Genomic DNA, 24,643 nt, shown 5'->3' with positions numbered 1-24,643 from the left:
ATGACCGAGCGCACGCCGTTGGCCTCGTCGATGTGGCCGTTGACGTCCAGCGGCTTCGTCCGCTCGTAATGGTGATCATGCCCGGCGAACACGACGTCCGCCTTCGCCCTGGCCAGCTCGTTCCACAACGGCGCCACGCTCTTCGCGTCGCCGGAGTTCCCCGAGTTGAAGCGCGGGTGGTGCCAGTATCCGGCGATACAGGACTTCTTCGTTTTCGCCAGATCCTTGCGCAGCCACGCCACCTGCTCGGCGCCCCCGCCGTTGTACACCGGATCCGAATCGAGCGCGACGAAGTGGAAGGCGCCGACGTCGAAGCTGTAGTACGGCTTCCCCTTCGGTGTCGCGATCTTCCCGAAGTACTGCTTGTATCCCGCCAGCTCGTTGTTCCACTCGTGGTTGCCCGGCGTGGGTTTGGTGATCTTCTTGAACTTGCCCCAGGTCTTGTCGTAATAGGTCCGGAACTCCTCTATGGTGCCGTCGACGTATTGGTTGTCGCCGACCGTCAGCACGTACCGGGGGTTGATCTTGCTCACCAGCTCCGCCGTCCGCTGGTGCTCGGACGGCAGCTCCGCCTTGGCGATGTCGCCGGCGAGCGCGATGACGATGCCGTCGGACGCCGCCGGCCGGGTGGACGCCTTCACCGGCACGGTCGATCCGGACAGGTTCCCCGCCGCGTCGCGCGCCCGCACCGCGTACTGGAAGTCGAAGCCCGACGCCAGCGACGTGTCGGTGTAGGAAGTCGTCGTGGACCGGCCGATGACGTTGCCGTTGCGCAGGACTTCGTACTCGGCGACCCCGACGTTGTCGGTGGACGCGGTCCAGCCGAGCGTGATGCTCTCGGTGGTGGACGACGCCTGCCGCAGCCCGGTCGGCACCGACGGCGGCTGGATGTCGCCGTCTCCCGTCCGGACACCGTAGACCTCCAGCTCCCACAGCGAGTACCCGTAAACGGTCGCCCGTGCCGTACCGAAAATCCGGACGTGCCTGGCGGAGGTGTTCAGCTCGGTGAACTCGTCGAGGCCGCCGTCGCTGCCCACGACGGTTTTCACGCCGCGCCAGTTCTGGCCGTCGTCGGACGCCTGGACCTGATAGTCCTTCGCGTGGGCCGATTCCCAGAACACCTTGATCCGGCTGATGTCCGCCGGGCCGCCGAGATCGACTGCGATCCACTGTGGATCGCCCTCCAGGCTCGCCCATCGGGTCGTCGAATCGCCGTCGACGGCGAGCGCGCCACTGAAACCCTCACTCTCCACGGTGGAGGTCGTGGTGCGTTTGTCGACCGACAGCAGGGACTCCGCCGTGGCGTTGGAAGCGGTCACGGGCTGAGCGAGCAGGACGATCGCCGCGATCGCGGCGATGCCCGGCTTCACCATTCGATTCACCTGTACTCCTGGATGGGCCTAAGGCGTGCTTCATGTTGAGAGGTAAGCAATGGGTCATGTCTTGACCAGGGGCTACCGATGAGCCTGGCGTGTCTTGACCATCCACAAGGGACGTCGGCCAGGCAGTAGTGTTCGTCTTGGGCACTTTGCGCAGGGGTCGTGAGTGGCAATGAGCGTTCTAACCATCATTGCCACGGCAACAACTTCCCCGCGACCGCGGTCCCGCACGGCTTCAATTTCTGGTCCCCGGTCACCGACGCGGGCGCCACCAATTGGATCTACAGCTATCACCGGCACAACGACGCCGCGAACCGCCCGGCGCTGCAGGCGTTCGCGCTGTCGCATCAGCCGAGCCCGTGGATGGGCGACCGGCACACCTTCCAGGTGATGCCGGGGATCGGTCCGGTCGAGGCCGACCGGTCCCGGCGCGCGCTCGCGTTCTCCCATGACGACGAGGTCGATCGGCCGCATCACTACGGTGTCCGGTTCGCCAACGGCGTCACCACCGACATCGCACCGGCGGATCACGCGGCGCTGTTCCGCTTCACCTTCCCGGGTGATCGCGGCTGGCTGCTGTTCGACAACGCCCGCAACCGGGGCGGGTTGCGGCTCGACGCGGCGAACGGCGTGGTCACCGGCCACACATGGGTGCGCAGCAGGTTGTCGACCGGGACGCGGCGGATGTTCGTGTACGCCGAGTTCGACGTCCCGGCCGAACGCGGAGGGAGGATCCGGCGTCCGGTGTGGCGCACGGTGACCGGCTTCCTGGAGTTCGCCGCGGGCGAGGTGACGATGCGGATCGCGACGTCGCTGATCAGCCTCGCGCAGGCCAAGCGGAACCTCGACCAGGAGATCCCGGCAGGCACGAGCTTCGAGCAGGTCCGTGACCAGGCCCGCGCGCAGTGGGCCGAGGTGCTGGGCCGGGTCGAGATCGAGGGCGCGACCGAGGACCAGCGCACCACGTTCTACTCGAACCTCTACCGGCTGTTCCTGTACCCGAACTCCGCGCACGAAGTCACCCCGAAGGGTGTCCGTCACGCGAGCCCGGTCATCCGCCGCCTGTGGCCCAGCACGCGCACCAGGACCGGCGCGAAGGTCGTGGACGGCGAGATGTACGTCAACAACGGCTTCTGGGACACCTACCGCACCACGTGGCCCGCGTATGCCCTGCTCACGCCCGGCCGGTGCGGGCGGATGATCGACGGGTTCGTCCAGCAGTACCGCGAAGGCGGCTGGATCTCGCGCTGGTCCTCCCCCGGTTACGCCAACCTCATGACCGGCACCAGTTCCGACGTGGCGTTCGCCGACGCGTACCTCAAAGGCGTGCGCGGCTTCGACGTCGAGGCCGCCTACGAAGCCGCGCTGAAGAACGCGACGGTCACGCCACGCGGGCAGAGTGTCGGCCGCAAGGGCCTGCACGAGTCGATCTTCCTCGGCTTCACGCCGACATCGGTCCACGAAGGCCTGTCTTGGGCACTGGAGGGCTGCATCAACGACTTCGGCCTGGCCAATTTCGCCGAAGCGCTCGGGCACCACGACGACGCCGCGTACTTCCGGCAGCGGTCGCAGCAATACGCGAACCACTTCGACCCTCTGATCGGGTTCTTCCAGGGTCGCAATCGCGACGGCAGCCGCCATTTCGCCGCCGAGGGCTACGACCCTGAGGCGTGGGGCGGCGACTTCACCGAGACGAACTCCTGGAACACCGCTTTCTCCGTACCCCACGACGGCGCCGGGCTCGCCGCGCTGCACGGCGGCACCGAAGCGCTGGAGTCCAAACTGGACACTTTCTTCGCGACCCCGGAGACCGGCCTCAAACCCGGCTCCTACGGCGGGCTGATCCACGAGATGACCGAGGCCCGCGACGTCCGGATGGGACAGTACGGACACTCCAACCAGCCGTCCCATCACATCCCCTGGATCTACCACTACGCGGGCGCGCCGGCGAAGACGCAGCGGATCGTGCGGGAAGTCCTGCGGCGACTCTACGTCGGAAGCGACCTCGGCCAGGGCTATCCGGGCGACGAGGACAACGGCGAGATGTCCGCTTGGTACGTCTTCGCCGCGCTCGGCTTCTATCCGCTGGCGATGGGCAGCCCCGAGTACGTGCTCGGCGCACCGTTGTTCACGAAGGCGACCGTCCACCTGGAGAACGGGAAGGACCTGGTCATCGAGGCGCCCGGCAACACCGGCGACACCGTGTACGTGCAAGGGCTCACGATCGACGGACGTCCGCACGAGAGCAGCTCGCTCCCGCATTCCACGCTGGCCGAGGGCGCCGTGCTGCGGTTCACGATGGGCGAGCAGCCGTCGGACTGGGGCCGCTCCCCAGCTGAGCCCGCCGACCCGCGGCCGCTCACGGACATCACGATGGCCGACGGTCCCCTGTTCGACGACACCACCAAGACCGAGGCCACCTTCCCCGAGCGCGAACCGGTCATCGAGTTCCCAGTCGAGGACGGGTCGCGGGAGATGGTGATGTACACGCTGACCTCGGGCAGCCGCAGGGGTGATCCGCGTTCGTGGGTGCTGGAGGGATCCGACGACGGCGAGCACTGGACGCTGCTGGACCAGCGTGAAGGCGAGACGTTCCGTTGGCGCCGTCAGACGCGGCCGTTCGCCCTCGCCGTCCCGGCGAGGTACGCCCGATACCGTCTTCGCGTCACCTCGTCCACCGCCCGGCGGGTCACCCTCGCCCAAGGAGAGCTGCTCGCCCGATGATGACCCGCATCACCCAGGCCACGACCGACCGTCTGGTCGCCTCCGATCCAGGCCTGGTCCGGCTCCGGCTCGGCTTCTCGGCCGTCCTCAGCATCGTCGTCGCGGTGCTGGCGATCCTGCCGTTCCATCAGCCGCTCACGATCATCCTCGTCGCAGCGATCGCGGCGATGACGTCAGCCTTCACCGTCAACGACGCGACCCCGGGCCAGCAGGCGGTGACGCTGGTGCTGGGGCTGATGCTCGGTGCGGCGTCGCTCACGGCGGCGAGCGTGGGCTCGGCGGTGCCGCCACTGGACAGTGTCGTGTTCGTCCTGCTGATCTTCGTCGCGGTCTACGCCCAGCGGTTCGGCTCGCGTGGGATCGCGCTGGGCTCGCTGTCGTTCTTCCTGTTCTTCTTCGCGATGTTCCTGCAGACCCATTTGAAGCAGGTCCCGGCGCTGCTGCTGGCGCTGACCATCGGGATCGCGGCCAACGCGGTCGTCCGGTTCGTCCTGGTGCGCAGGCACACCGACGCGGAGTTCCTCCGGATCCGGCGGGCGTTCCGGGCCCGGCTCGCCGCGGTGGTGCGCGCGTCCGAAGACCACCTCGCCGTGGGCGGCAGCGAACGCACCCGTAAACGGCTCCGCACGACGAACGCCCGCATGCACGAGTCCGTCCTGCTCATCGAGGACACCGCGCCGGAGGTGATCGGCGCGGACTCGGTGAACCGGCTCCGCCGCCGGGCGATCGAGGTCGAGCTGGCGGTGCAGTGGCTCACGATCACGGTGCAGCGCACCTGCGCCGAGGACCTCGACGAGGACGTCCGCGACGATCTGATCGCCCGGATGCGGCGCTTCCGGTCGCTGATCGAGCGCGACCCGCGAGAGTTGCCACTGATCAGCGAGACCGAAGAGTTCAGCAAGATGCTGGTGGAAGGCAGCCGGATCGACGAGCACGCCGCACCCGGTGACGGCGTCCGCCGCGCGCTCGCCGAACTCGCGCTGGCCGACGTGCGCGCACAGCGGGTGGCCGAGCACGACGTCTCCGATGCCGCCGACGATCCCGAAGACCCCGAGGAGGAGAAGTCGGCGGCGTTCGCCTACGACAACCAGACGCGCAGCGCCATCCAGGCCGTGGTGGGCGGCGGTCTGGCCGTGCTCGGCGGAGAGCTTGTGTCGAGCCAGCGGTGGTACTGGGCGGTGCTGACCGTGTTCGTGGTGTTCATCGGCTCGTCGACCGCGGGGGCGACGTTCGTCAAGGGAGTCCGGCGGCTCGGCGGCACGCTGATCGGGATCGTGGGCGGGCTGGTGCTGACGCTGCTGGTGTCGGGCAGTGTGCCGGCGACGCTGGCGCTGATCCTGGTGTGCGTGTTCGGCATGGTCTACATAGCGCGGGTATCGCAGGTGATCATGGCGTTCTTCATCACCAGCATGCTCGGGCTGCTGTACAGCCTGCTGGGGACGTTCAGCCTCGAGGTGCTGTGGATCCGGGTCGCGGAGACCGCCGTGGGCGCGGCGGCCGGGGTGCTGGCGGCGGTGGTGATCGTGCCGGTGCGCACGCGGGCGGTGATGCTGGACGACGTCTCGGCGTTGCTGGAGGAGTTGGACGAGTTCGTCGAGAAGGCTGCGGGCCTGCTGTCCGGCGCGGAGAACGTGAGCGTCATCGAGAAGTCGCGTGATCTGGACCGGGCGGTGGACAAGGTCCGCACGACGATCGAGCCGCTCACCCATCCGGTGAATCTCAGCAGCCGCCGTGACTACGGCTGGCACGTGCTCACCACGGTGGAGACGATCGCCTTCCGCGCCCGCCACGTCGCCGCGCGGTCGCAGCCGGGGCTGCTGCTCAACGAGGCGGACCGGCTGCTGCTGTACACCGGGCGGATCCGGGAGAACACCGCGGTGCTGAGGAAGGCGATCGGTGATCCCGGCGGTTCGGGGCACGGGATGCTGATCCGGGACGACGGTACGCCGGTGGCGGACCGGATCGACGATCCGCGGGCGCGTTCGGTGCTCACCAGTCTCGGGCATCTCGACGAGACGGTGATCGCGCTGGGCCGCGCGTTCGGGGTCGAGGCCACGGATCCGGAGCCGTCAAGGATCAGCTCTTCGGCTTGGGACAGTTCTTCCACGAGAAGTGGTACGTGGTCTTGATGGAACCGTCGGTCGAGTCCATCGTCACGAAGCTGGTGGTCTTCTTCGGATCGGAAGTGCCGACCGCGGCCCGCAGTTCCGTGTTGATGTTGAAGTTCCGGTCCTCGCCGCAGGGTTTGTAGACGATGGCGCCGACTTCGATGTTGTCGGTGAACTGCCAGTTGTCCTCGAACGGGCCTTTGAGGCTGTGGGTCACATAGGACGTCGGGGAATTGCCCTGGAAGTAGTAGTTGGCCCGTTCCAGCCCGGTGGCTCCCGCGGCCAAGGAGGCGAACCCGCGGTAATCCGTGCCCGCGATGCCGTAGGTGAATCCCTGCGGCACGTGGACATACAGGTTGAGCTGGCAGTTCTTGCGCAGATCGGTCGGTTTCGCGCCGACGCCGACCTGGGCGGTGTATTCGCTGTAGGTGACGGTGAACGCGGTGTTGTCCGGCGAGACGGAAACGGCGGCCGTACCCGGTTTGCATCCGGTCCCGTTGACGGTCACCACGTCGATGACTATTTTGTCGGACGGCAACGGGGGCGGCACCCAGGCGTTCGGAGTGACGACCGAAGAGAACAGCGTTACGGCAGCAACCAGCGCGTTGAGCATGGGATCCTCCCAAGAACGGTTTCGGTCACCGGACGGGGGTGACCGCCGAAAATGAGGTCGTCGAGAAGGCTCGCCGCCGCCGAGCGGGCGGCGACGAGCGGTGAAGCCCTCGTTCAGGGCAGCCAAGACCCTGACCGGGCATGGGTGGGACGGCCTTCTTCCGCACCGGGAAGCAGGCCGTCACCCGGAAACAGCTGTCAGGAGGTCGGGCAGGTCTTCCACGAGAAGTGGTAGGTGGTCTTGAACGCGCCGTCGGTCGAATCCATCGTGATGAAACTGGTGGTCTTCTTCGGATCCGACGAACCGGCACCGACCCTCAGTTCCGTGTTCACGTTGAGGTTCCGGTCCTCACCGCACGGCTTGTAGATGATGACACCACCTTCGGCCTCGTCACGGAATTGCCAGTTGTCCGAAATCGGCCCGTTGACGGGATGATTGACGTGCGCGGTCGGCGAATTCCCCTGGAAGTAGTAATTCGCCCGCTGCAGCGCCTTGGCGCCGGATTCGAGATAGGCGAAACCGCGGTAGTCGGCACTGGCTATGCCGTAGGTGAATCCCTGCGGAACGTGGACGTTGAGGTTGAGCTGGCAGTTCTTCCTGAAGTCGGTGGGCTTCGCGCCGACACCGACCTGGGCGGTGTATTCGCTGTAGGTGACGGTGAACGCGGTGTTGTCCTTGGCGACGGCGACCGCGGACGAACCCGGCGGACATCCGGAGCCGTTGACGGTGACGACGTCGATGACGACGCGATCGGGCGGCGGGCCCGGCGGCGGGGACATGCTGTTCGGTGTTATTATCGACGAGAAAAGCGATACGGCGGCGACCATTGCATTGAGCATGAGATCCTTCCCGAAAACTTCCACACGGGGGGGCGGGGAACTGGGCGGACTCATGTTAGCGAAAAGATCTTCACGATGCCGCCCGCCGATCGGACGCAAACCTCCCGGCAATCGGTTCATAAAATGAAGTAATGGTCTGTAACCGTTTTCCGGAGCAAATGGAGACGCCGCCGGACCGGGAAAACACCATTCACTTCGCACGATATGAAAAAGACTTTCGCGGGTTCGCGGTTGACGATTCCGGAGAGACAGGCTTTCCGTACCGCACACGGACTTCCCTCCCCACGCGGCGGAGTGCGTGAGCCGGGTCACCCGGCGGTGTGCTGCGGCCGCGGACCGCATCGATCAAGAAAACAGTGACTGGACGCACCCGAACGGCGACGCGGGACAGGACTAGCATCGCGGTACAAGTCGATGTCGCCTCAAGCTGGAGAACCGCAATGACCCAAGCCCCTGTCAACGTCACCGTCACCGGTGCGGCCGGCCAGATCGGCTACGCGCTGCTCTTCCGCATCGCGTCCGGTCAGCTGCTCGGCCCGGACACCCCGGTGAAGCTGCGGCTCCTGGAGATCCCGCAGGCGGTCAAGGCGGCTGAGGGCACCGCGATGGAACTCGAAGACGGCGCGTTCCCGCTGCTGTCGGGCATCGACATCTTCGACGACCCGAAGCAGGCTTTCGAGGGCGCGAACGTCGCCCTGCTCGTCGGCGCCCGTCCCCGTGCGAAGGGCATGGAGCGCGGCGACCTGCTCGAGGCCAACGGTGGCATCTTCAAGCCGCAGGGTGAGGCCATCAACGCCGGCGCGGCGAGCGACATCAAGGTCCTCGTGGTCGGCAACCCGGCCAACACCAACGCCCTCATCGCGCAGGCACACGCGCCCGACGTCCCGGCCGAGCGGTTCACCGCGATGACCCGCCTCGACCACAACCGCGCCCTCGCGCAGCTGTCGAAGAAGCTGGGCGTGCCAGTGACCGAGCTGAAGAAGGTCGCGATCTGGGGCAACCACTCCGCGACGCAGTACCCGTCGATCGCGCACGCCGAGGTGTCCGGCAAGCCCGCGACCGAGGTCATCACCGACCAGGCGTGGTTGGCCAACGACTTCATCCCGACCGTCGCCAAGCGCGGCGCGGCGATCATCGAGGCCCGCGGCCTGTCCTCCGCGGCGTCGGCCGCCTCCGCCGCGATCGACCACGTCTACACCTGGGTCAACGGCACCCCCGAAGGTGACTGGACCTCGGCGGCCGTCGTGTCCGACGGCTCCTACGGAGTCCCGGAGGGCCTGATCTCCTCGTTCCCGGTCACCGCCGCGAACGGCGAGTACAAGATCGTCCAGGGCCTGGAGATCGACGACTTCTCGCGTACCCGCATCGACGCTTCGGTCAACGAGCTGGCCGAAGAGCGCGACGCGGTGAAGAAGCTCGGCCTCATCTGAGCCTGAACCACCTTCACGAAGGCGGCCGTGTCCCCCGGGACGCGGCCGCCTTTTCGCTGCCGATGATCGTGTCGAGGTTCGCGCGGGTGGTCTCCAGCTCACCGATCGCCTCGTCGATCCGGTCGCGCTGCTGCCGCAGCGCCACCACCAGTTCCGGGCAATCCGGCGTCAACCAGCCGTCCTCGTCGACGATACAGGGCAGGATCTCCAGGATCTGCGCGGTATTCAGCCCGGCCGCCAGCAGGATCCTGATCCGCCGCACCGCCGCCACGTCGGCGTCCCCGTAGACGCGATAACCACTCGGACGCCGCTCCGGGGTGAGCAGACCCTGCTCCTCGTAGTACCGCAGCGCGCGCTCGCTGACGCCGGTCCGCCGCGCGAGTTCCCCGATCCGCATCCACACTCCCCGGACTTGACTCTCACGTCAATGTCAAGGTTTAGCTTAGCCGCCATGACCACCGTGACCGTCCTCGGACTCGGCCCCATGGGGCACGCCCTCGCCGCCGCGTTCACCGCCGCCGACCACCTCACCACCGTCTGGAATCGCACTCCTGGCAAGGAAAACGGCCTCGACGCCGCCGTCGCCACGACCGCCGCCGAAGCGATCACGGCCAGCCCGCTCGTGATCGTCTGCGTCCGGGACTACGCCGTCGCGCGGTCGATCCTCGACACCGACGCGCTCAAAGACCGCACCCTCGTGAACCTCAGCGGCGGATCACCGGAACAGGCCCGCGCAATGGCGGCCTGGACCGCCGAACACGGCATCGACTACCTCGACGGCGTGATCATGGCCACCACCGACGCGATCGGCGGCCCAGACGCGGCCCTGTTCTTCAGCGGCCCCGCCGACGTCTACGAAACACACCGGCCCACACTGGCCGCCCTCGGCGAGAACGCGCTGCACGTCGGCGACTCACCCGGCCACGCCGCAGCGTTCGACGCATCCCTGCAGGACATGCTCTGGACCTCCATGAGCGGAGTGATCCACATGCTCGCGCTCGCCAAGGCGGAGGGGATCGCCGCCGCCGACATCGCCGCACACGCCAAAGCACTCCTCGGCTTCTTCCCCGCCATGATCGACCTGCTCGCCGAACAGGTCGCCACCGGGAACTACTCCGGCGACGCCGGCACCCTTGAATCCACCGCCGCGACGATGGACCACATCCTCGACGCGATCCGCGCGCAAGACCTCGACAACGGCATCCTGTCCGCCGCCCGCGCCGAAGTACAGCGAGCCATCGACGCGGGGCACGGGGAAGACGGGTTCGCCAGGCTCGCCGCCCTCTAAGAGCGGAACTGCCGCGCCTTGATCCCGTACTGGCCCATCTTCCGGTACAGCGTCGCCCGGCCCATCCCGAGCTTCTCCGCCGCACCGACCACAGTGGACCCCGGCTCGGCGAGACACCGCACGATCTCGTCCCGCTCCATCGCCTGCAACCGGCTCAACCGATGCCCCACCCCGGAGAACACCTCCGCCGGCAGATGCCTGCTGTCGATCACATCCGACCTCGACGCCGCCTCCCGCACCACCCGGCGCAACTGCTTGGCGTTCTCCGGCCAGTCACAAGCGGTCAGCGCCCGCACCGCGGCCGGGGTGAACACCACCTCGCGACCCCGGTCGCGGCGGGCGAAATGATGGGCCAGCGGAAGCACGTCATCCGGCCGGAACCGCAACGCCGGAACCTCGACCACGACCTCCACCAGCGGGGCGAGCGCCTCCGGGAGCGCACCGGCGTCCTCCGCGGTCAGCACGAACGGCGGCGGCTCACCCTCCCGCCGAGCGCCGGCGAACAACCCAGCCAGCTCGGCGGCCGCCCACGCAGGGAGCGTGTCCACCCCCGAGACGATCACGCACGTCTCGTCCTTGAGCAGTTCCGGAGTCCACAACGTCAGCCACGTGTCCACGTCGTCCGGCGCGGGCGGACGCGCGTTGAGCACCCGGTCCCTCGGCCACGTCGCCCGCCGCGCAGCCGACGCGAGCGCCGTCTTCCCCGACCCGGTCTCACCGACGACAGCCACCACCCGCCCACGGCTCAACGCGGAACCCACCTCACCGAGAGCGTCCGACCAGCCCCGCGACAGACTCGGCACATCAGCCGGATCGAACCGATCCGGCCGCACCCGGAACACCTCACCCCGCGGCGCCGGCCGCGGCGTCCGCCCCGACGCCCGCGCCAGCATCAACGCCGCCGTGTTCCCGGCCGCCGCCTGCGCCAGCGCCAGCAGCAACTCCGACGACTGATCCGACCACGTCGTCAGATTCACGCTCCCGGCCAGCGCACCGGTCAGCGGATCCAGCACCGGCACCGCCGCACACGTATAACCCCGCAACCCCGTGCAGTAATGCTCCGCCGCCCGCACCAACGTCGGCGCGCGATCGGCCAGCGCCAAACCCAGCCCATTGGTCCCGGCGTTGCTCTCCGCGAAGTAGAACCCCGGCGCCAGATGCACCCGATCCAACGACCGGACGATCGACGCGTCCGTGCACAGCCTGCTCAGCACCAAGCCCTCACTGTCGGTGATCATCAAGCTGACCGGCTCATTCGCCAACGTCGCCTGCAGACCCCGCAACACCTCGTTGCCGCACTCGTACAGCAGCNCCGGCTCATTCGCCAACGTCGCCTGCAGACCCCGCAACACCTCGTTGCCGCACTCGTACAGCAGCGAACCGGTGTCCAACGACCCGGTGAACACCGGCCGGACCTCGTCCTCGGGCGCGCCGTACCGGGCGCTGCGCTGCCAGGACGCCCGCAACCGCGGCGCGATCACCGCATTCGCGCTCTCCACATCGACCTCCCGGGACGCCACAGCGCGTTCGGACCTTCGCCCAGCGTACGTCCGCGGTCATTGCCACACAGGCCCGCCGGTGTCTCAAACTGAGACACCGACTGCCTCCCTGACCTGCGCCGACCCCCCTACCGTTCACCTCCAACGTGCCAACGGCGGTCACGAACGCGGAGGAAGACCCATGTACACCAAGGACGGCGACAGCTACTTCATCGTGGACGCGCACGTCGCGCTCTGGGACGCCCGGCCGGAGAACCAGGCCAACATCCACGGCAAGCAGTTCATCGACTGCTTCTACGACTACCACCGCAACCTCAGCCCGGAATCCGAGCTGTGGTCCTACGAGGAATACCTCTACTACGGCGGCGCGCGCCTGATGAAGGACCTCTTCCAGGACGGCTACGTCGACCACGCCATCTTCCAGCCCGCCCACCTCGGCGCCTTCTACAAGAACGGCTTCGGCCAGACCGAAGAGGCATTCGCCCTCACCAAACAGCACCCGGACAAACTCACCTACAACCACTACTTCGACCCGCGCCTCGAACAAGCCGGCCTCGACCAGCTCCGCTGCGACGCCGAACGCTTCGGCCTCAAAGGCGTCAAGCTCTACACCGCGGAATGGCGGGACGACTCCCGCGGCTACAAACTCGACGACCCCTGGTGCCGCCGCTACCTGGAAACGTGTCTCGACCTCGGCATCCGCAACATCCACATCCACAAGGGCCCCACCATCCGCCCGCTCGACCGCGACGCCTTCGACGTCGCCGACATCGACAAGGTCGCCACCGACTACACCGACCTCGACTTCGTCGTCGAACACTGCGGGCTCCCCCGGCTCGAAGACTTCTGCTGGATCGCCACCCAGGAACCCAACGTCCACGCCGGCCTAGCCGTCGCGATGCCGTTCATCCACACCCGCCCGCGCTACTTCGCCCAGATCATCGGCGAACTGCTCTACTGGCTCGACGAAGACCGCATCCAGTTCTCCAGCGACTACGCGCTCTGGACCCCGAAGTGGCTGGTCGAACGGTTCGTCGACTTCCAGATCCCCGAGGACATGACCGAATACGCACCGCTGACCATCGACCAGAAACGCAAGATCCTCGGCCTCAACGCCGCCGCGATGTACGACCTCCCCGTACCCGAGGAACTCCAGGTCCGGCGCATCGAAACCCAAGCCGTCTCGGTGGCCTGACATGCGCGAACACGACGCCTACACCGCACTCCACGCCGTCTTCGACCCTGAACTCGACGAACCCATCACCGACCTCGGCTTCGTCCGCTCCCTCACCGTCGACGGAACGGAGGTCACCGTCCATCTGAGGCTCCCGACGTCGTTCTGCTCACCGAACTTCGCCTACCTGATGGCCTCCGACGCCAAAGACGTCCTCACCGCGCTCGACGGAGTGTCCCGGGTCCATGTCGTGCTGGACGACCATCACGACTCCGACCTCATCAACCGCGGCCTGGCCGCCGACGCCGGCTACCGCGGCACCTTCGGCGCCGAAGCCGACCAGGACCTCGACGCACTCCGGCTCACCTTCCGCCGCAAAGCCCACACCGCGGCCATGGAACGCGCCCTCACCCGGCTCCTGCGCGAGAACCGGGAACTGACCGACGACCGACTCCACGACATCACCCTCGCCGACCTGCCCGACCACCGCACCACCCACGCACTCCTGCGCCGACGGGCCGCGCTCGGACTCGATACCGCGCCGGAGGCACCGGTCCTCGTCGACGACCACGGAAAGCCTTACCCCCGCGAAGAAGTCCCGCTTCGGCTGCGCTTCGCCCGCTCCGTCCGCATCTCGATCGACGGCAACGCGCACTTCTGCCGCGACCTGCTGCGCACCCGCTACCCGGAATCCGCCGCCGATCAGACACCCCGCAACCAGGAGGTCCACGCATCGTGAAAGCGATCCAGGTCATTGGCTACCACGAAAAGCTCCAGCTGACCGAGGTCGCCGAACCCGAACCCACCGGCCCCTACGACGTCATCGTCCGCATCGGCGGCGCCGGCGTCTGCCGCACCGATCTCCACATCCTCGAAGGCCAATGGGCCGAGAAATCCGGCGTCACCCTGCCATACACGATCGGCCACGAGAACGCCGGCTGGGTACACGCCGTCGGCAGCGCGGTGACCAACGTGGCCGAAGGCGACAAGGTCATCGTCCACCCCCTCATCACCTGCGGCCTCTGCCGTGCCTGCCGTTCCGGCGACGACGTCCACTGCGCCCGATCGCAGTTCCCCGGCATCGACACCGCGGGCGGCTACGCGGAATACCTCAAGACCTCCGCCCGCAGCGTCGTCCGCATCGACGACAGCCTGGAACCCGCCGACGTCGCCGCCCTCGCCGACGCGGGTCTCACCGCGTACCACGCCGCGGCGAAAGCGGCCCGGAGGCTGAGGCCCGGCGACCGCTGCGTCGTCATCGGCGCCGGCGGTCTCGGCCACATCGGGATCCAGGTGCTCAAAGCCCTCACCGCCGTCGAACTCGTCGTCGTCGACCGCAACCCCGACGCCGTCGAACTCGCCGTCACCATCGGCGCCGACCACGGCGTCATCGCCGACGGCACCCAGATCGACCAGGTCCTCGACCTCACCGGCGGCGAAGGCGCCGAAACCGTCATCGACTTCGTCGGCGAAGGCGGCGCCACCAAGGACGGTCTCGCCATGCTGCGCCGCGCGGGCGACTACCACGTCGTCGGCTACGGGGAGAACATCGATGTCCCCACCATCGACGTCATCTCCACCGAGATCAACCTGATAGGCAACCTCGTCGGCTCCTACACCGACCTCTGTGAACTCATGGTCCTCGCCGCACAAGGCCGCGTGAAACTCCACACCGCGCGCTACCCGCTCGAAGAGTTCCAAACCGCGCTCGACGACCTCGACGCCGGACGCATCCGCGGCCGCGCGATCCTCGTCCCCTGAGGTGCTCGGTCCGTGAAGGACCCCTTACCACTCACGACACAATGGGCCCGTGCACCTCGACGAGCTCCTCACCGGCCAGCCCTCGGAAGTCCTCGACCGGACCCTCGAGCTTTCCCCCGCCGAACGGAAAGCCCTCGTCCCCGAACTCCTGGCCGCCTTCAAGGACAGCCGCGAGTTCGTCGAGATCAAGCCCGACACCTACGGCGCCCGCAACCCGCTCAGGGCCCAGCAAGCCGCGACCGCCCTCTGGACCGCCCTCCCCGCCAGCGACCCCCTGCTCCGCAAACTCTGGATCGCCTCACCCACGATCCTCGAACGCGTCCTGCAGGACCGCTCGCTCACCGAACGCAAGACGATCGCGCTGCGCATGATCGGCCACCACACCGCCTGGGAAGCCATCCGCCGCATGATCCTCGACGGCGACCTCGAACCCATCCGGACACCGGAGTACCACGCAGGCTGGTTCCGCTGGGCCGGACGCTTCGGCGGGAAACCACTCGCCGAACGGCTCCGGACCGAACGCGAAGCCCTCACCGAAATCTGGGAACTGCTCACGATCGAAGGCAACAGCGACGCCAGCTTCGCCGCTTTCGACAAGTACGTCCGCGACGAGGACAAATGGTCCACCGCGCTGCTCGAACTCACCGAGACCGGCGACCTCGACCGCACCCGGCTCCTCGACCTCACCCTCGACATCCTCGCCCGCGACTTCGCCGCCTTCCGCGCCCAGTGGTACGCCGCGCTCCACGAAGCGCTCGCCCCCACCCCGGACGAACGCACAGCGGCTCAGCACCGCTATGCCCGGCTGTGCGGAAGCGGCCTCCCACGCACCGTCTCCTTCGCCGTCAAAGCACTGTCCCTCGTGGACAAACAAGGCACCCTGGACGACCAAGCCGCACTCCAGCACCTCCCCGCCGCAGCCGCCGGACGCGGCGCCGCCACCGCCAAACTCGCCCTCAAACTCGCCGGCCGCATCGCCGACCGGCGCCCCGAACTCACCGACCTCGCCAACGAAGTCTTCGAAGCGGCACTCACCCACGACGCCTCCGACGTCCGCGCCATCGCCACCGCCCGGCTCGGTGTCGCCCCTGAGGCGGCACCAGTCATCGAGACCACCGAGTACCCGGAACCCACCCGAACACCGTGGGACCAGCGCAAGACGCTGACCGTCCCGCTCGAAATCCCCGACACCCCGGCCGCGGTCGCCGAAGCCCTCTCCTCCCTGCTCGCCGACCCCGACCAGGCCGACCTACTCCTGGCCGCCCTCGACGGCGCCCACCGTGTCGCCGGCGAACTCCAGGACGCCCTCAAACCGCTGGTGAAACGCGCCGCCCGAATCACCGACCAGAAGTACAGCGCGGCGGTACCGAAGATGATCGCCACCCTCGTCCTCGGCCTCACCGGCCGCGACGTCGCTCCCCTGCCGCAGGTCGACGGCTGGCGCCGCCCCCTCCACCACCGGATCACCGCCCTCCTCGAAGGCACCGCCGTCCCCGTCTCCGCCGCCACCCACCATGGCGGCTGGCTCGACCCGGTCGTCTTCGTCGCCCGCATGCTCGAATACCCCGACGCGGCCGAAGACGACGTCGCCGACGCACTGCTCCGGCTCGCCCCCGACACGAGATCCGCGGCCCTCGCGCTCGCCGCGGATCTCACCGGACCGCACGCCGACACCATCCGCTACGCCCTCGGCGGACCGGCCATCGACGGCACGAGCTGGACCGCCCTCGCCGCGGCCCGCGCCCGGCACCCCGAATCCGCCGACCCCGCCGCCGCACTCCGCGGCGAACCCGGACCGCCCACCACCTGGACGGCGAAAGCCGGCCTGACCCACTACGGCTCGAACACACTGAACGTCGAACAAACCCCGGAACCCGTCTCACCGGGAGTTCCCTGGCTGGGCATCCCCTTCGACGGCCGGGCCCCCGAGTGGCTCGGCTTCACCGAATGCCACGAAGCGGTCTCCTCCCCGTATGACCGCGACCACCTCGAAGCCACCGTCGCCGGGAACCTGTACTTCAACGACATCGAAGTCGGTTATCCCGTGGAGAAGGCCGCGCTGCCCCCGTTCCTCGACAGCCCCTCGGTCCCTGGACTCCCCGGCACAATGCTCCTCGCCACCACTCTCGCGCTGAAACGCCCCGCTGCCGTCCAACTCGGGACGGACGCCGTCCTCACCCTGCTGGACCAGCGGATGCTCGGCCCCCGCGCGCTCGCCGAGGCGCTGGGCGTACTCGGCTCGCAGCTCATCATCACGCGGCTGACACCCCGGCTCTCGGTCATCGCGAACGAACACCCGATCGCCGTACTGTCCACACTGGACACCTTGCTGCCGAAGCTGGCGCCCTCCCACCGCGGCATCTTCGCGCTGCTGGAGCTCGCCGCGGACCTCGTGGACCGCGGAGCGGGCACGGTCAGCGCCGAAACGAAGGAATGGCTCGCAGGCTTCAAGGGCAGCTCTAAAGCGGCGAAGGCGGCGTCACGACTCAGCGGCTGACATCCGAGCCGCCAGCACGTGCGAACAGGGCCCTCGGTTCTCCTGATGCTTGGCCCACCACGCACACGTGCACCCGGCGGGCGAAAGCCGGACACGCTGCACCGAGCCGGCGCGGGTGATCTCGTAGCCACCATCCGGCAACATACGGACGGCTCCGGCGGCGAGAAGTTCCCGGGCTTTCGCCAGCCGGCCGTTCGCCGGAACGGCCCCGCTCGGGAGCTCACGCGAGAACCACGTGCCGTCGACGACGTCGTGCCCGGCGCGACCCGCGACGAGTTCCGGAGCTTCGAGCCCGGCCGCCAGCACGTTCAGCCAACCGCCTTCGCCCGAGAAACCGCGGGACGGCTCCGGAGACAACGTGACGACGAGCCGCGCTCGCTCCAACCGAAGCACCCAAGTCGCGACCTCGCTGTCCGAGCGCGTGTAGACAGTCAGTCCCTGGACGAACCGGATGAGCGGCTCGACGATCCGCAACCGATGGAGCCCGGTCGCCGGGATCGAGTCCCGGCCCGGCCGTGACGTCAACCGGAGCCCACGGCCCGACGCCACCGCCCAAGACTTGCCGACCGAAGTGGGGAGCTTCCGCAGGAAGTTCCGCGCCTCCGCCTTGTCCAGCTCCGCCTTGTCCAGCTCCGCCTTCTCGACCGCACCCGCTGTGACAGCGGCGACCTCGGCGAACCCCGACACCCAGCGATCCGGCAACGGCACCACGGACTCGTCGTTCTGCCCGTCGAGCGTGCGGAGGCGGATTCCCTCGCCACGAACGGTCAGGTGCAACGGATCCTGGGCGACGACCCCGGCCAGAACGGTCCGCGTCGCCTCGGACAGGTCCACATTGGTGCAACCCTCACCGAGCTCACCCGCCTCCAGCAGATCGAGCCTGGCGTAAACGCCGCAGCACGGCGAGAAAGCCTCCGCTCGCAGCGTCGTCCGGTCCGCGGTGAACACCGGATCGGACTCGGCGATCAACCGCTTCACCATGGACGGCGGCGTCCAGAACCGGGTGCGGGCGACCTTCCCCAGCACGAGCAGCGCCTGGGCCGCCTGTGCTCCGGGCTCCAGAAAACCCTGGAAGAGCACGGACGTCGAGGCGTCCTCCTCCAGCTGCTCCAGCAAGACCTCGGTGATCACCGGGCAACCCTAGCCAGGGCCCCCGACAGTCTTTGCGGATTTTCTCACAAGCTTGTAGTTGATCTTGTTGATTGCCCGGCCGAATAGGTCGTTATACACTTTGAGCCTGACGACGCCGGTAGGCACGTTGCTGACACGCCCGCGAGCAGTAGTCCCGAGGCCTGCCCCGCCCTCCCCCATCCAACGGCTTACCGCAGACGACACACTCCCCTCCCCCGATTTCGTCACTGATTACCTCACTCCCCTGGCTTTGGATGAGCGCCTCGACACCGTCAAGGGTCCGCCGCAGCCCGAATTCGAAGGTGTCCAGCGGAGCGTCCATTCCCCCGGCCTTCCACAGCCGCTCCAGTGCCGGATAGCGGTCCAGGCGCTCAAAGAGGGACTCGCGTTCGCTCCACCAGCGCTCATGGGTCACCCCCGTGCGCCGCTGGAGCTCCGCGGCCTCCCCCGCCTGGCGCGCGGCCGACTCGACGAATCCGCCCACCAGGTTCACCACCGCGATCACCTCCGCCGGCGCCAAACCGCTACGCGAAGCCACGTCCAGCGCGTGGTCGTAGCCGGCCATGATGTTCGGCCCAGGGAGGCGGCGGGACCCGGAGCTGTGGACCAGCCACGGATGCCGGTGGTGCATCTCCCAGGCCCGCCGCGCCCAGCGTTCGAGGCCCGCTCGCCAGCCGAGCCCGTCCGAAGACCCCATCGGGAACTCGCCGTACACCGCGTCACGCATGAGCTCCACCAGCTCCGCCTTGCCGGGGACGTACCGGTAGAGCGACATGGTGGTGGTGCCGAACCGTTCCGCGACCTTGCGCATCGACAGCGAGGCGAGCCCTTCGGCGTCCGCGACCTCGACGGCCGCCGCGACGATCCGGCCCAGGCTCAACCCGGGCCGCTCCGGCTCGGACGCCCCCCACAGCAGTTCGATCGCACGCTCCGGATCCGGCTGCGCGTCGTCTTCCGCCACCCGCTACTCCCTTGACGCTCTTCGCTCGTTCGTGTTTAGCTGATAAACTTCAGTATATCCCATATACCTCCCGCAGGAGCGCTTCAGCATGCCCGAAATCAGGTTCTTCGTATCCCCTGTCGGCAGAGACGACTGGCCCGGCACCGCCGAACAGCCGTTCGCCAGCCCGAAAGCCGCTCAGAAGGCCGTCCGTGCCGCGACGGCCACCATGACCGGAGACGTCATCGTCTCCTTCTCGGCTGGCGTCCACCGCCTGGACGAACCTCTTGTCTTCACTGACACACAGGGTGATTCCGGGTCGAACGGCTTCCGCGTGATCTACCAGGCAGCCGACTACGGAACAGCCGATCAGGCCGAGGTCGAGCTGAGCGGCGGCCGCGAGATCACCGGCTGGACGACGGGCGACGATGGCGTCTGGACCGCGCCGATCGGCGACCTGGCACCACGACAGCTCACGGTCGACGGCAAACCCGTGGCGCGAGCGGCCCGCACGGACGGACTCCCGGGAAACGTGACGAAAACAGCAACGGGTTACGTCACGGACAGCGCGGAGCCTCAGTCGTGGCCGGACCCGTCCGGGCTGGAGTTCGTGTATCCGGGCGTCTACCCGTGGTCCGAAGCCCGGCTCGCGGTCGCGTCGATCTCCGGTGACGCCTCCTCGACCACGATCACCATGGCTCAGCCCGCCTTCGATCACGCCAAATCCCTCTACGACGCCAAGTGGTACGGCGCCGGCGGCGACGGTGCCTGGGACGGCCTCGCCGCACCGTCCACGCTAGAGAACAACGTGGCCTTCTTGACCGGGCCGGGAACCTTCGCCGTCAGCCGCACCGACACAGGCGACCACGTCCTGCACTACCGCCCGCGCCCTGGAGAGGAGATCGGCGAGACCAGCGTCGTCGCTCCGGTGCTCGAAACGCTCATCAGCGCACGAGGTGTGCACGACCTCGTGCTGCGCGGCTTCAGCTTCACCGACGCGACCTGGTCCGGCCCTGCCCGCACCGGCGGCTACCTGCACTATCACGGCAACGCACGCTACGAACGAGGTGACTTCCAGAAGATCGATCTCGGCGCGGACGTGGGCTACGTCCACGTGCCCGCGGAGCCGGTCCAGTTGCCCGCCAACGTCAGCCTCACGTCCGTCAGCCGGGTCTCTCTGGAGGGCAACCACTTCACCCGGCTCGGCGCGGGAGGACTGCTGATCGAGGACGCCACCGACGTACGGATCCTGGCGAACGTCTTCGACGAGATCTCGGGCAGCGGGATCGCCGTCCACACGAGCACCCGTGCCACGGTCGAAGACAACCTCGTCCACCACATCGGCACCGAGTACCGCGGTTCACCCGCCGTCCTCGTGGTCGAGTCCGGGGAGACCGTCGTGGCACACAACGAGATCCGCGACGTCCCGCACAACGGCATCGTGGTCACCGGCGGCGAGCGCGCCAAGGGCACGCAGGTGATCTCGAACCTCGTCGAACGCAGCATGGGGAAGCTCATGGACGGCGGCGGGATCTACCTGTCGGCCCCGCAGGGCTCGTCGTTCACCGGCGGGGCGCTGGTACGCGGCAATGTCATCCGCGACGTCCTCACGTCGTACAACTTCGGCCTCTACACCGACTACGGCGCGGCGTGGATCACCGTTCTCGGCAACATCGTCCACCGGGCCGACGCTCCGATCGTGCTCCAGGTGGGACCGCCGATGGAGAACGTCGCCTTCGTCGGCAACTTCTGGGACGCCCTGCCCGACGGCTACGACACCCCACCCGAGACGGTGACCGTGGCCGGGAACACGGTGCTGCCCAAAGAGAGCTTCGACGAGGCCGTCCGGGCGGATCCGGCGGGCGCGGACATTCTCGCGCGGGCGGGCCGCCGGGGTCTGGAACGATGATCACCGCTTCTGCCGGGCGCGAGTCCGGCAGAAGCCGCTCCGGCCACGATTCCCGAGGAGACCACGCGCGATGCCGACCCAGACCACGGAAGCCCCCGGGACCCGCCGACGTCTCGCGCGGATCGCGACCGAGGTGCTCGCCCCTTGGGTCTGGGTACTCGGTCTCCCGCTGATCGTCGGCTGGAAGGTCACGGGATATCACGTCGGCGAGACGGTGCTCTGGGGTCTCGTCGTCGGCGTCACCGGCTCGCTGATCCCGATGGCCGTGATCGTGCGCGGCGCCAGGAAGGGTAAGTGGGACAGCCACCATGTCACCGATCGCGCCGGACGGCTCGTCCCGTTCGCGGTCTGCATCGGCTCGCTGACCGCCGGCTTCGTCGGCCTGATCGCCGGCGGTGCCCCGCACGAGATGATCGCGCTCGCGGCCGCCGAGCTCGTCTGCCTGATCGCCGCGCTCGCGATCACCTTCGGGCTCGAGTTCAAGATCTCGATGCATGCGATGGTGGCGGCGGGTGCGGCCGTGATGCTGATCGGTGTCTACGGCCCCTGGCTCGCACTGGTCTTCCTCGGCGTCGCCTGGGTCTGCTGGTCCCGCGTCGAACTCGGAGATCACACCAAAGCCGAAGTCACGGCCGGGATGGCCGCGGGTGTCGTCCTTGGCGGTGGGTTTTATCTGTTGTTTGACGCGGCTTTAGCCTGAGCCACGCTGTATAGGTCGTTATACATTTAACCTAATCGCCTGACGCCTTCGGCGAGTTCGGCGACGTCGGCCGCGGCGGCGAAGCCGAGCCGGAGGAACGGTCCGGCTGGTTCGGCGGCGAAGAACCGGTCCCCCGCCCCGACCACGACTCCCCGCTCCCTCGCCGCGCGGGCGACCGCGTTCGCGTCACTCCCCGCCGGTAGCCGTACCCAAAGGTGCAGCCCGCCCTCGGGCAGCCGCGCGACAGTCCACTCAGGACGCTCCCCTGCCAGCGCCGCGGCCGCCTTTCCGCACCGCTGCCGTAGTTCCGAGCCCAGTTTCCGCACGTGACGTTCCCAGGACGGCGCGCTGAGCAGTTCGAGGGCGGCCTCCTGCAGCGGACGGGAGACGAAGAAGTCGTCGACCTGCCGGATCGCCTTCATCCGGTCGAGGACCGGCCCTCGCGCGATCACCGCGCCGATCCGAAGACTCGGCGCGGCGGCCTTGGTCACCGAGGCCAGATGGACGACCGTGCCGTCCCGGTCGTCGGTGATCAGCGGACGCGGTGCGGTCACCCCATGGGAGAGATACCGGGCGAAGTCGTCCTCCAGGACGAACGCGCCCGCCGCCCTGGCGACGTCCAGCACCCGCGTGCGCCGTTCGGCCGCGAGCACCGTCCCGGTCGGGTTGTGAAAAGTGGGCTGACAGTAGAACAGCCGGGCGCCGGTCATCGCGAACGCCTCGGCCAGCAGATCCGGGCGGACCCCGTCGTCGTCGATCGGGACCGGCACCGGGCGGAGCCCCGCCGCCCGCGCGGCGGCGAGTGCTCCCGGATAGGTCGGCGATTCGACGAGGACCGGGCTGCCGGGTGCCGCGATCGCCCGGAACGCCATGGACAGCCCGCTCTGGCCGCCCGCGGTGATCAGGACGTCGTCCGGTGACGCACCGGCCGGCCCCGCGAACACCGACCTCAACGCGGCCAGTCCGGCGGCGGGGGCCCGGTCCCAGGAATCCGGACGGCGTCCCGCCCGCGCGAGCGCCGCGCTCAGGAAGCGGGTCGCCTGGAGTGAGCGATGCGGATATCCGCCGTCGAGAAGGATCGCGCCCTCCGGTGGCGGGCCGAGGGCGCCGGTGAGGGATCTGGTGTCGACGCTGCGATCGGTCAGCGCGACCGTCTGCCACGCCGTGTCGAGCGGCTCGCCCACCGTCGTCGCCTTCGCCGCGACGTAGGTCCCGCTCCCGGGGCGGGTCACGACCGTGCCCTCGGCGGCCAGCAGGGCGATCGCGCGAGAGACCGTTCCCGGGCCGACCCGGTAGCGCTCGATCAGCTCCCGGCTACTGGGCAGCCTCTCCCCCGCGGCCGCAGTGCGGATGAGCGAACGCAGCTGGGCGACGAGCGCGGAAGTGCTACTATCCGACATGAAGCAACATAATAGTGCTACTAAGATTCTGGTGAGATCACTACTGGACGTCCCGGCCCTGAGAGCCGATACCCCGGGCAGCGAGAAGGTCGTCCACTTCAACAACGCGGGCTGCGGGCTCCTGGCGAAGCCGGTACTGGCCGCGATGCTCGATCACCTGAATCTCGAAGCCGAGACCGGCGGGTACGAGGCCGCCGCGGCACGCGCGAGCGAGGTCACCGGCTTCTACGACGAGATCGCGGCCCTGATCAACGCGAGGCCCCGCAACATCGCCTTCGCGGCGAGCGCCACCCACGCCTACTCCACCGCGCTTTCCTCGATCCGGTTCGAACCCGGCGACGTCGTGCTCACCACCCGCAACGACTTCATCTCCAACCAGATCGCGTTCCTTTCGCTACGGAAGCGGTTCGGTGTCGAGATCGTGCACGCACCGGACACCCGGGAGGGCGGTGTCGACGTCGAGGCCATGGCGGCCCTGATGCGCACGAGGAGACCGAAGCTGGTCGCGGCCACGCACATCCCGACCAACTCGGGGCTCGTCCAGCCGGTCGCCGCAATCGGGCGGCGCTGCCGGGAGCTCGGCCTGCTCTACCTGGTCGACGCCTGTCAGTCGATCGGCCAGTACCCCGTCGACGTCGAGGAGATCGGAGCCGACCTGCTCACTTCGACGTGCCGCAAATTCCTGCGTGGTCCGCGCGGTTCGGGGTTCCTGTTCGTCTCCGACCGGTTCCTCGACGCCGGGCATGAGCCGCTGTTCATCGACATGCACGGTGCCCGCTGGAGCGCGCCCGGCGCGTACGAACCGGCGAAGTCGGCTTCCCGCTTCGAAGAATGGGAATTCCCTTACGCCACCGTGCTCGGCTGCGCGGCCGCGGCGCGGTATGCCCGTGAGGTCGGCCTGGAGGCGATCTCACGACGCACCCCCGCGCTCGCGGCGAGGCTGCGGGACGGTCTCGGCGCCATCGCGGGCGTCGAAGTGCTCGACCGGGGGCCGGAATTGGGCGCGCTGGTGACCTTCTCCATCAAGGGCTGGGAAGCGGTGCCCTTCAAGGAGGCGATGGACGCCCGCCGGATCAATTCGGCGCTCAGCTACCGGCAGTTCGCGCAGTTCGACTTCGGAGACAAGGACGTCGAGTGGTGCCTGCGGCTGAGCCCGCACTACTACAACACCGAACGGGAAGTGGACGACGTGGCCGCTGCCGTCGCCGAGCTGGCCGCCTGAGCGCGGTTCCCCGCCTGGACACTGGGGGT

At 68.3% G+C, this 24,643-nt stretch carries 19 protein-coding genes; 11 read left to right on the top strand and 8 right to left on the bottom strand.

Annotated elements, in window-relative coordinates:
• On the bottom strand, nucleotides 1-1,373 hold a 1,373-nt coding region (locus tag LCL61_RS24070; protein ID WP_340688664.1), incomplete at its 3' end, for a discoidin domain-containing protein.
• A 168-nt stretch (nucleotides 1,374-1,541) separates the two neighbouring features.
• Here LCL61_RS24070 and LCL61_RS24065 point away from each other — a divergent pair.
• On the top strand, nucleotides 1,542-4,103 hold the full coding sequence (locus tag LCL61_RS24065) for a GH92 family glycosyl hydrolase (RefSeq protein WP_340681802.1): 2,562 nt from the start codon (nucleotides 1,542-1,544) through the stop codon (nucleotides 4,101-4,103).
• Nucleotides 4,100-6,232 carry an FUSC family protein gene (locus LCL61_RS24060; RefSeq protein WP_340681801.1) on the top strand — a complete coding sequence of 711 codons (2,133 nt, stop codon included), beginning with the start codon at nucleotides 4,100-4,102 and terminating at the stop codon, nucleotides 6,230-6,232. The genes LCL61_RS24065 and LCL61_RS24060 overlap by 4 nt, the downstream gene beginning before the upstream one ends.
• Here the strand turns inward: LCL61_RS24060 and LCL61_RS24055 are convergent.
• On the bottom strand, nucleotides 6,180-6,824 hold the full coding sequence (locus tag LCL61_RS24055; RefSeq protein ID WP_340681800.1) for a DUF4360 domain-containing protein: 645 nt from the start codon (nucleotides 6,822-6,824) through the stop codon (nucleotides 6,180-6,182). The two genes, LCL61_RS24060 and LCL61_RS24055, sit on opposite strands and share 53 nt — an antisense overlap.
• 197 nt (nucleotides 6,825-7,021) lie before the next feature.
• Nucleotides 7,022-7,603, bottom strand: a complete 582-nt coding sequence (locus LCL61_RS24050) for a DUF4360 domain-containing protein (protein WP_425342063.1) — start codon at nucleotides 7,601-7,603, stop codon at nucleotides 7,022-7,024.
• Between the two features lie 500 nt (nucleotides 7,604-8,103).
• Between LCL61_RS24050 and LCL61_RS24045 the strand changes: the two genes are divergently transcribed.
• Nucleotides 8,104-9,093 carry a malate dehydrogenase gene (locus LCL61_RS24045; protein ID WP_340681798.1) on the top strand — a complete coding sequence of 330 codons (990 nt, stop codon included), beginning with the start codon at nucleotides 8,104-8,106 and terminating at the stop codon, nucleotides 9,091-9,093.
• Between the two features lie 13 nt (nucleotides 9,094-9,106).
• Here LCL61_RS24045 and LCL61_RS24040 read toward each other — a convergent pair whose 3' ends face one another.
• Nucleotides 9,107-9,490 (bottom strand): MerR family transcriptional regulator, encoded by a 384-nt coding sequence (locus LCL61_RS24040; protein WP_340681797.1) that lies wholly within the window; start codon nucleotides 9,488-9,490, stop codon nucleotides 9,107-9,109.
• Nucleotides 9,491-9,544: 54 nt separating this feature from the next.
• Here LCL61_RS24040 and LCL61_RS24035 point away from each other — a divergent pair, with 54 nt between their 5' ends.
• Nucleotides 9,545-10,381, top strand: coding sequence for an NAD(P)-dependent oxidoreductase (locus LCL61_RS24035; protein ID WP_340681796.1), 837 nt, complete (start codon nucleotides 9,545-9,547; stop codon nucleotides 10,379-10,381).
• Here LCL61_RS24035 and LCL61_RS42655 read toward each other — a convergent pair.
• Nucleotides 10,378-10,521, bottom strand: coding sequence for a helix-turn-helix domain-containing protein (locus LCL61_RS42655; protein ID WP_425342062.1), 144 nt, complete (start codon nucleotides 10,519-10,521; stop codon nucleotides 10,378-10,380). The genes LCL61_RS24035 and LCL61_RS42655 overlap by 4 nt on opposite strands.
• 1,540 nt (nucleotides 10,522-12,061) lie before the next feature.
• Between LCL61_RS42655 and LCL61_RS24025 the strand changes: the two genes are divergently transcribed.
• Genes LCL61_RS24025 through LCL61_RS24010 form a run of 4 tightly spaced genes read left to right on the top strand, consistent with a single transcriptional unit; the run spans nucleotide 12,062 to nucleotide 17,312 of the window.
• A complete protein-coding gene (locus LCL61_RS24025; RefSeq protein WP_340681794.1) occupies nucleotides 12,062-13,075 on the top strand; it encodes an amidohydrolase family protein in 1,014 nt (337 codons plus the stop codon).
• A gap of 1 nt (nucleotide 13,076) precedes the next feature.
• Nucleotides 13,077-13,793, top strand: a complete 717-nt coding sequence (locus tag LCL61_RS24020; RefSeq protein WP_340681793.1) for an iron-sulfur cluster assembly protein — start codon at nucleotides 13,077-13,079, stop codon at nucleotides 13,791-13,793.
• Entirely contained in the window at nucleotides 13,790-14,815 is a 1,026-nt protein-coding gene (locus LCL61_RS24015) for an NAD(P)-dependent alcohol dehydrogenase (RefSeq protein WP_340681792.1), read from the top strand. The genes LCL61_RS24020 and LCL61_RS24015 overlap by 4 nt, the downstream gene beginning before the upstream one ends.
• 49 nt (nucleotides 14,816-14,864) lie before the next feature.
• Nucleotides 14,865-17,312 (top strand): DUF6493 family protein, encoded by a 2,448-nt coding sequence (locus LCL61_RS24010; RefSeq protein ID WP_340681791.1) that lies wholly within the window; start codon nucleotides 14,865-14,867, stop codon nucleotides 17,310-17,312.
• On the opposite strand, the gene LCL61_RS24005 is transcribed toward LCL61_RS24010, so the two are convergent.
• Together LCL61_RS24005 and LCL61_RS24000 are read right to left on the bottom strand one after the other, a co-directional pair.
• Complete coding sequence (locus tag LCL61_RS24005) at nucleotides 17,295-18,443, bottom strand: SWIM zinc finger family protein (protein WP_340681790.1); 1,149 nt, start codon at nucleotides 18,441-18,443, stop codon at nucleotides 17,295-17,297. The genes LCL61_RS24010 and LCL61_RS24005 overlap by 18 nt on opposite strands.
• Before the next feature lie 91 nt (nucleotides 18,444-18,534).
• Nucleotides 18,535-19,404 carry a TetR/AcrR family transcriptional regulator C-terminal domain-containing protein gene (locus LCL61_RS24000; protein WP_340681789.1) on the bottom strand — a complete coding sequence of 290 codons (870 nt, stop codon included), beginning with the start codon at nucleotides 19,402-19,404 and terminating at the stop codon, nucleotides 18,535-18,537.
• 88 nt (nucleotides 19,405-19,492) lie between these two features.
• On the opposite strand from LCL61_RS24000, the gene LCL61_RS23995 reads away from it, so the two are divergent.
• Nucleotides 19,493-21,292 (top strand): right-handed parallel beta-helix repeat-containing protein, encoded by a 1,800-nt coding sequence (locus LCL61_RS23995; RefSeq protein ID WP_340681788.1) that lies wholly within the window; start codon nucleotides 19,493-19,495, stop codon nucleotides 21,290-21,292.
• Between the two features lie 70 nt (nucleotides 21,293-21,362).
• Nucleotides 21,363-21,992 (top strand): hypothetical protein, encoded by a 630-nt coding sequence (locus tag LCL61_RS23990; protein WP_340681787.1) that lies wholly within the window; start codon nucleotides 21,363-21,365, stop codon nucleotides 21,990-21,992.
• A gap of 26 nt (nucleotides 21,993-22,018) precedes the next feature.
• Here LCL61_RS23990 and LCL61_RS23985 read toward each other — a convergent pair whose 3' ends face one another.
• Nucleotides 22,019-23,392, bottom strand: a complete 1,374-nt coding sequence (locus LCL61_RS23985) for a PLP-dependent aminotransferase family protein (protein ID WP_340681786.1) — start codon at nucleotides 23,390-23,392, stop codon at nucleotides 22,019-22,021.
• A 31-nt stretch (nucleotides 23,393-23,423) separates the two neighbouring features.
• Here LCL61_RS23985 and LCL61_RS23980 point away from each other — a divergent pair, with 31 nt between their 5' ends.
• Nucleotides 23,424-24,614 carry an aminotransferase class V-fold PLP-dependent enzyme gene (locus LCL61_RS23980; RefSeq protein ID WP_340681785.1) on the top strand — a complete coding sequence of 397 codons (1,191 nt, stop codon included), beginning with the start codon at nucleotides 23,424-23,426 and terminating at the stop codon, nucleotides 24,612-24,614.
• Nucleotides 24,615-24,643 lie beyond the last annotated feature (29 nt).

The organism is Amycolatopsis coloradensis, assembly GCF_037997115.1.
In the GTDB taxonomy this organism is placed as follows: domain Bacteria; phylum Actinomycetota; class Actinomycetes; order Mycobacteriales; family Pseudonocardiaceae; genus Amycolatopsis; species Amycolatopsis coloradensis_A.
The sequence above is the reverse complement of the archived record's forward strand: the minus strand, read 5'-3'. Positions and strand labels throughout refer to the sequence as shown.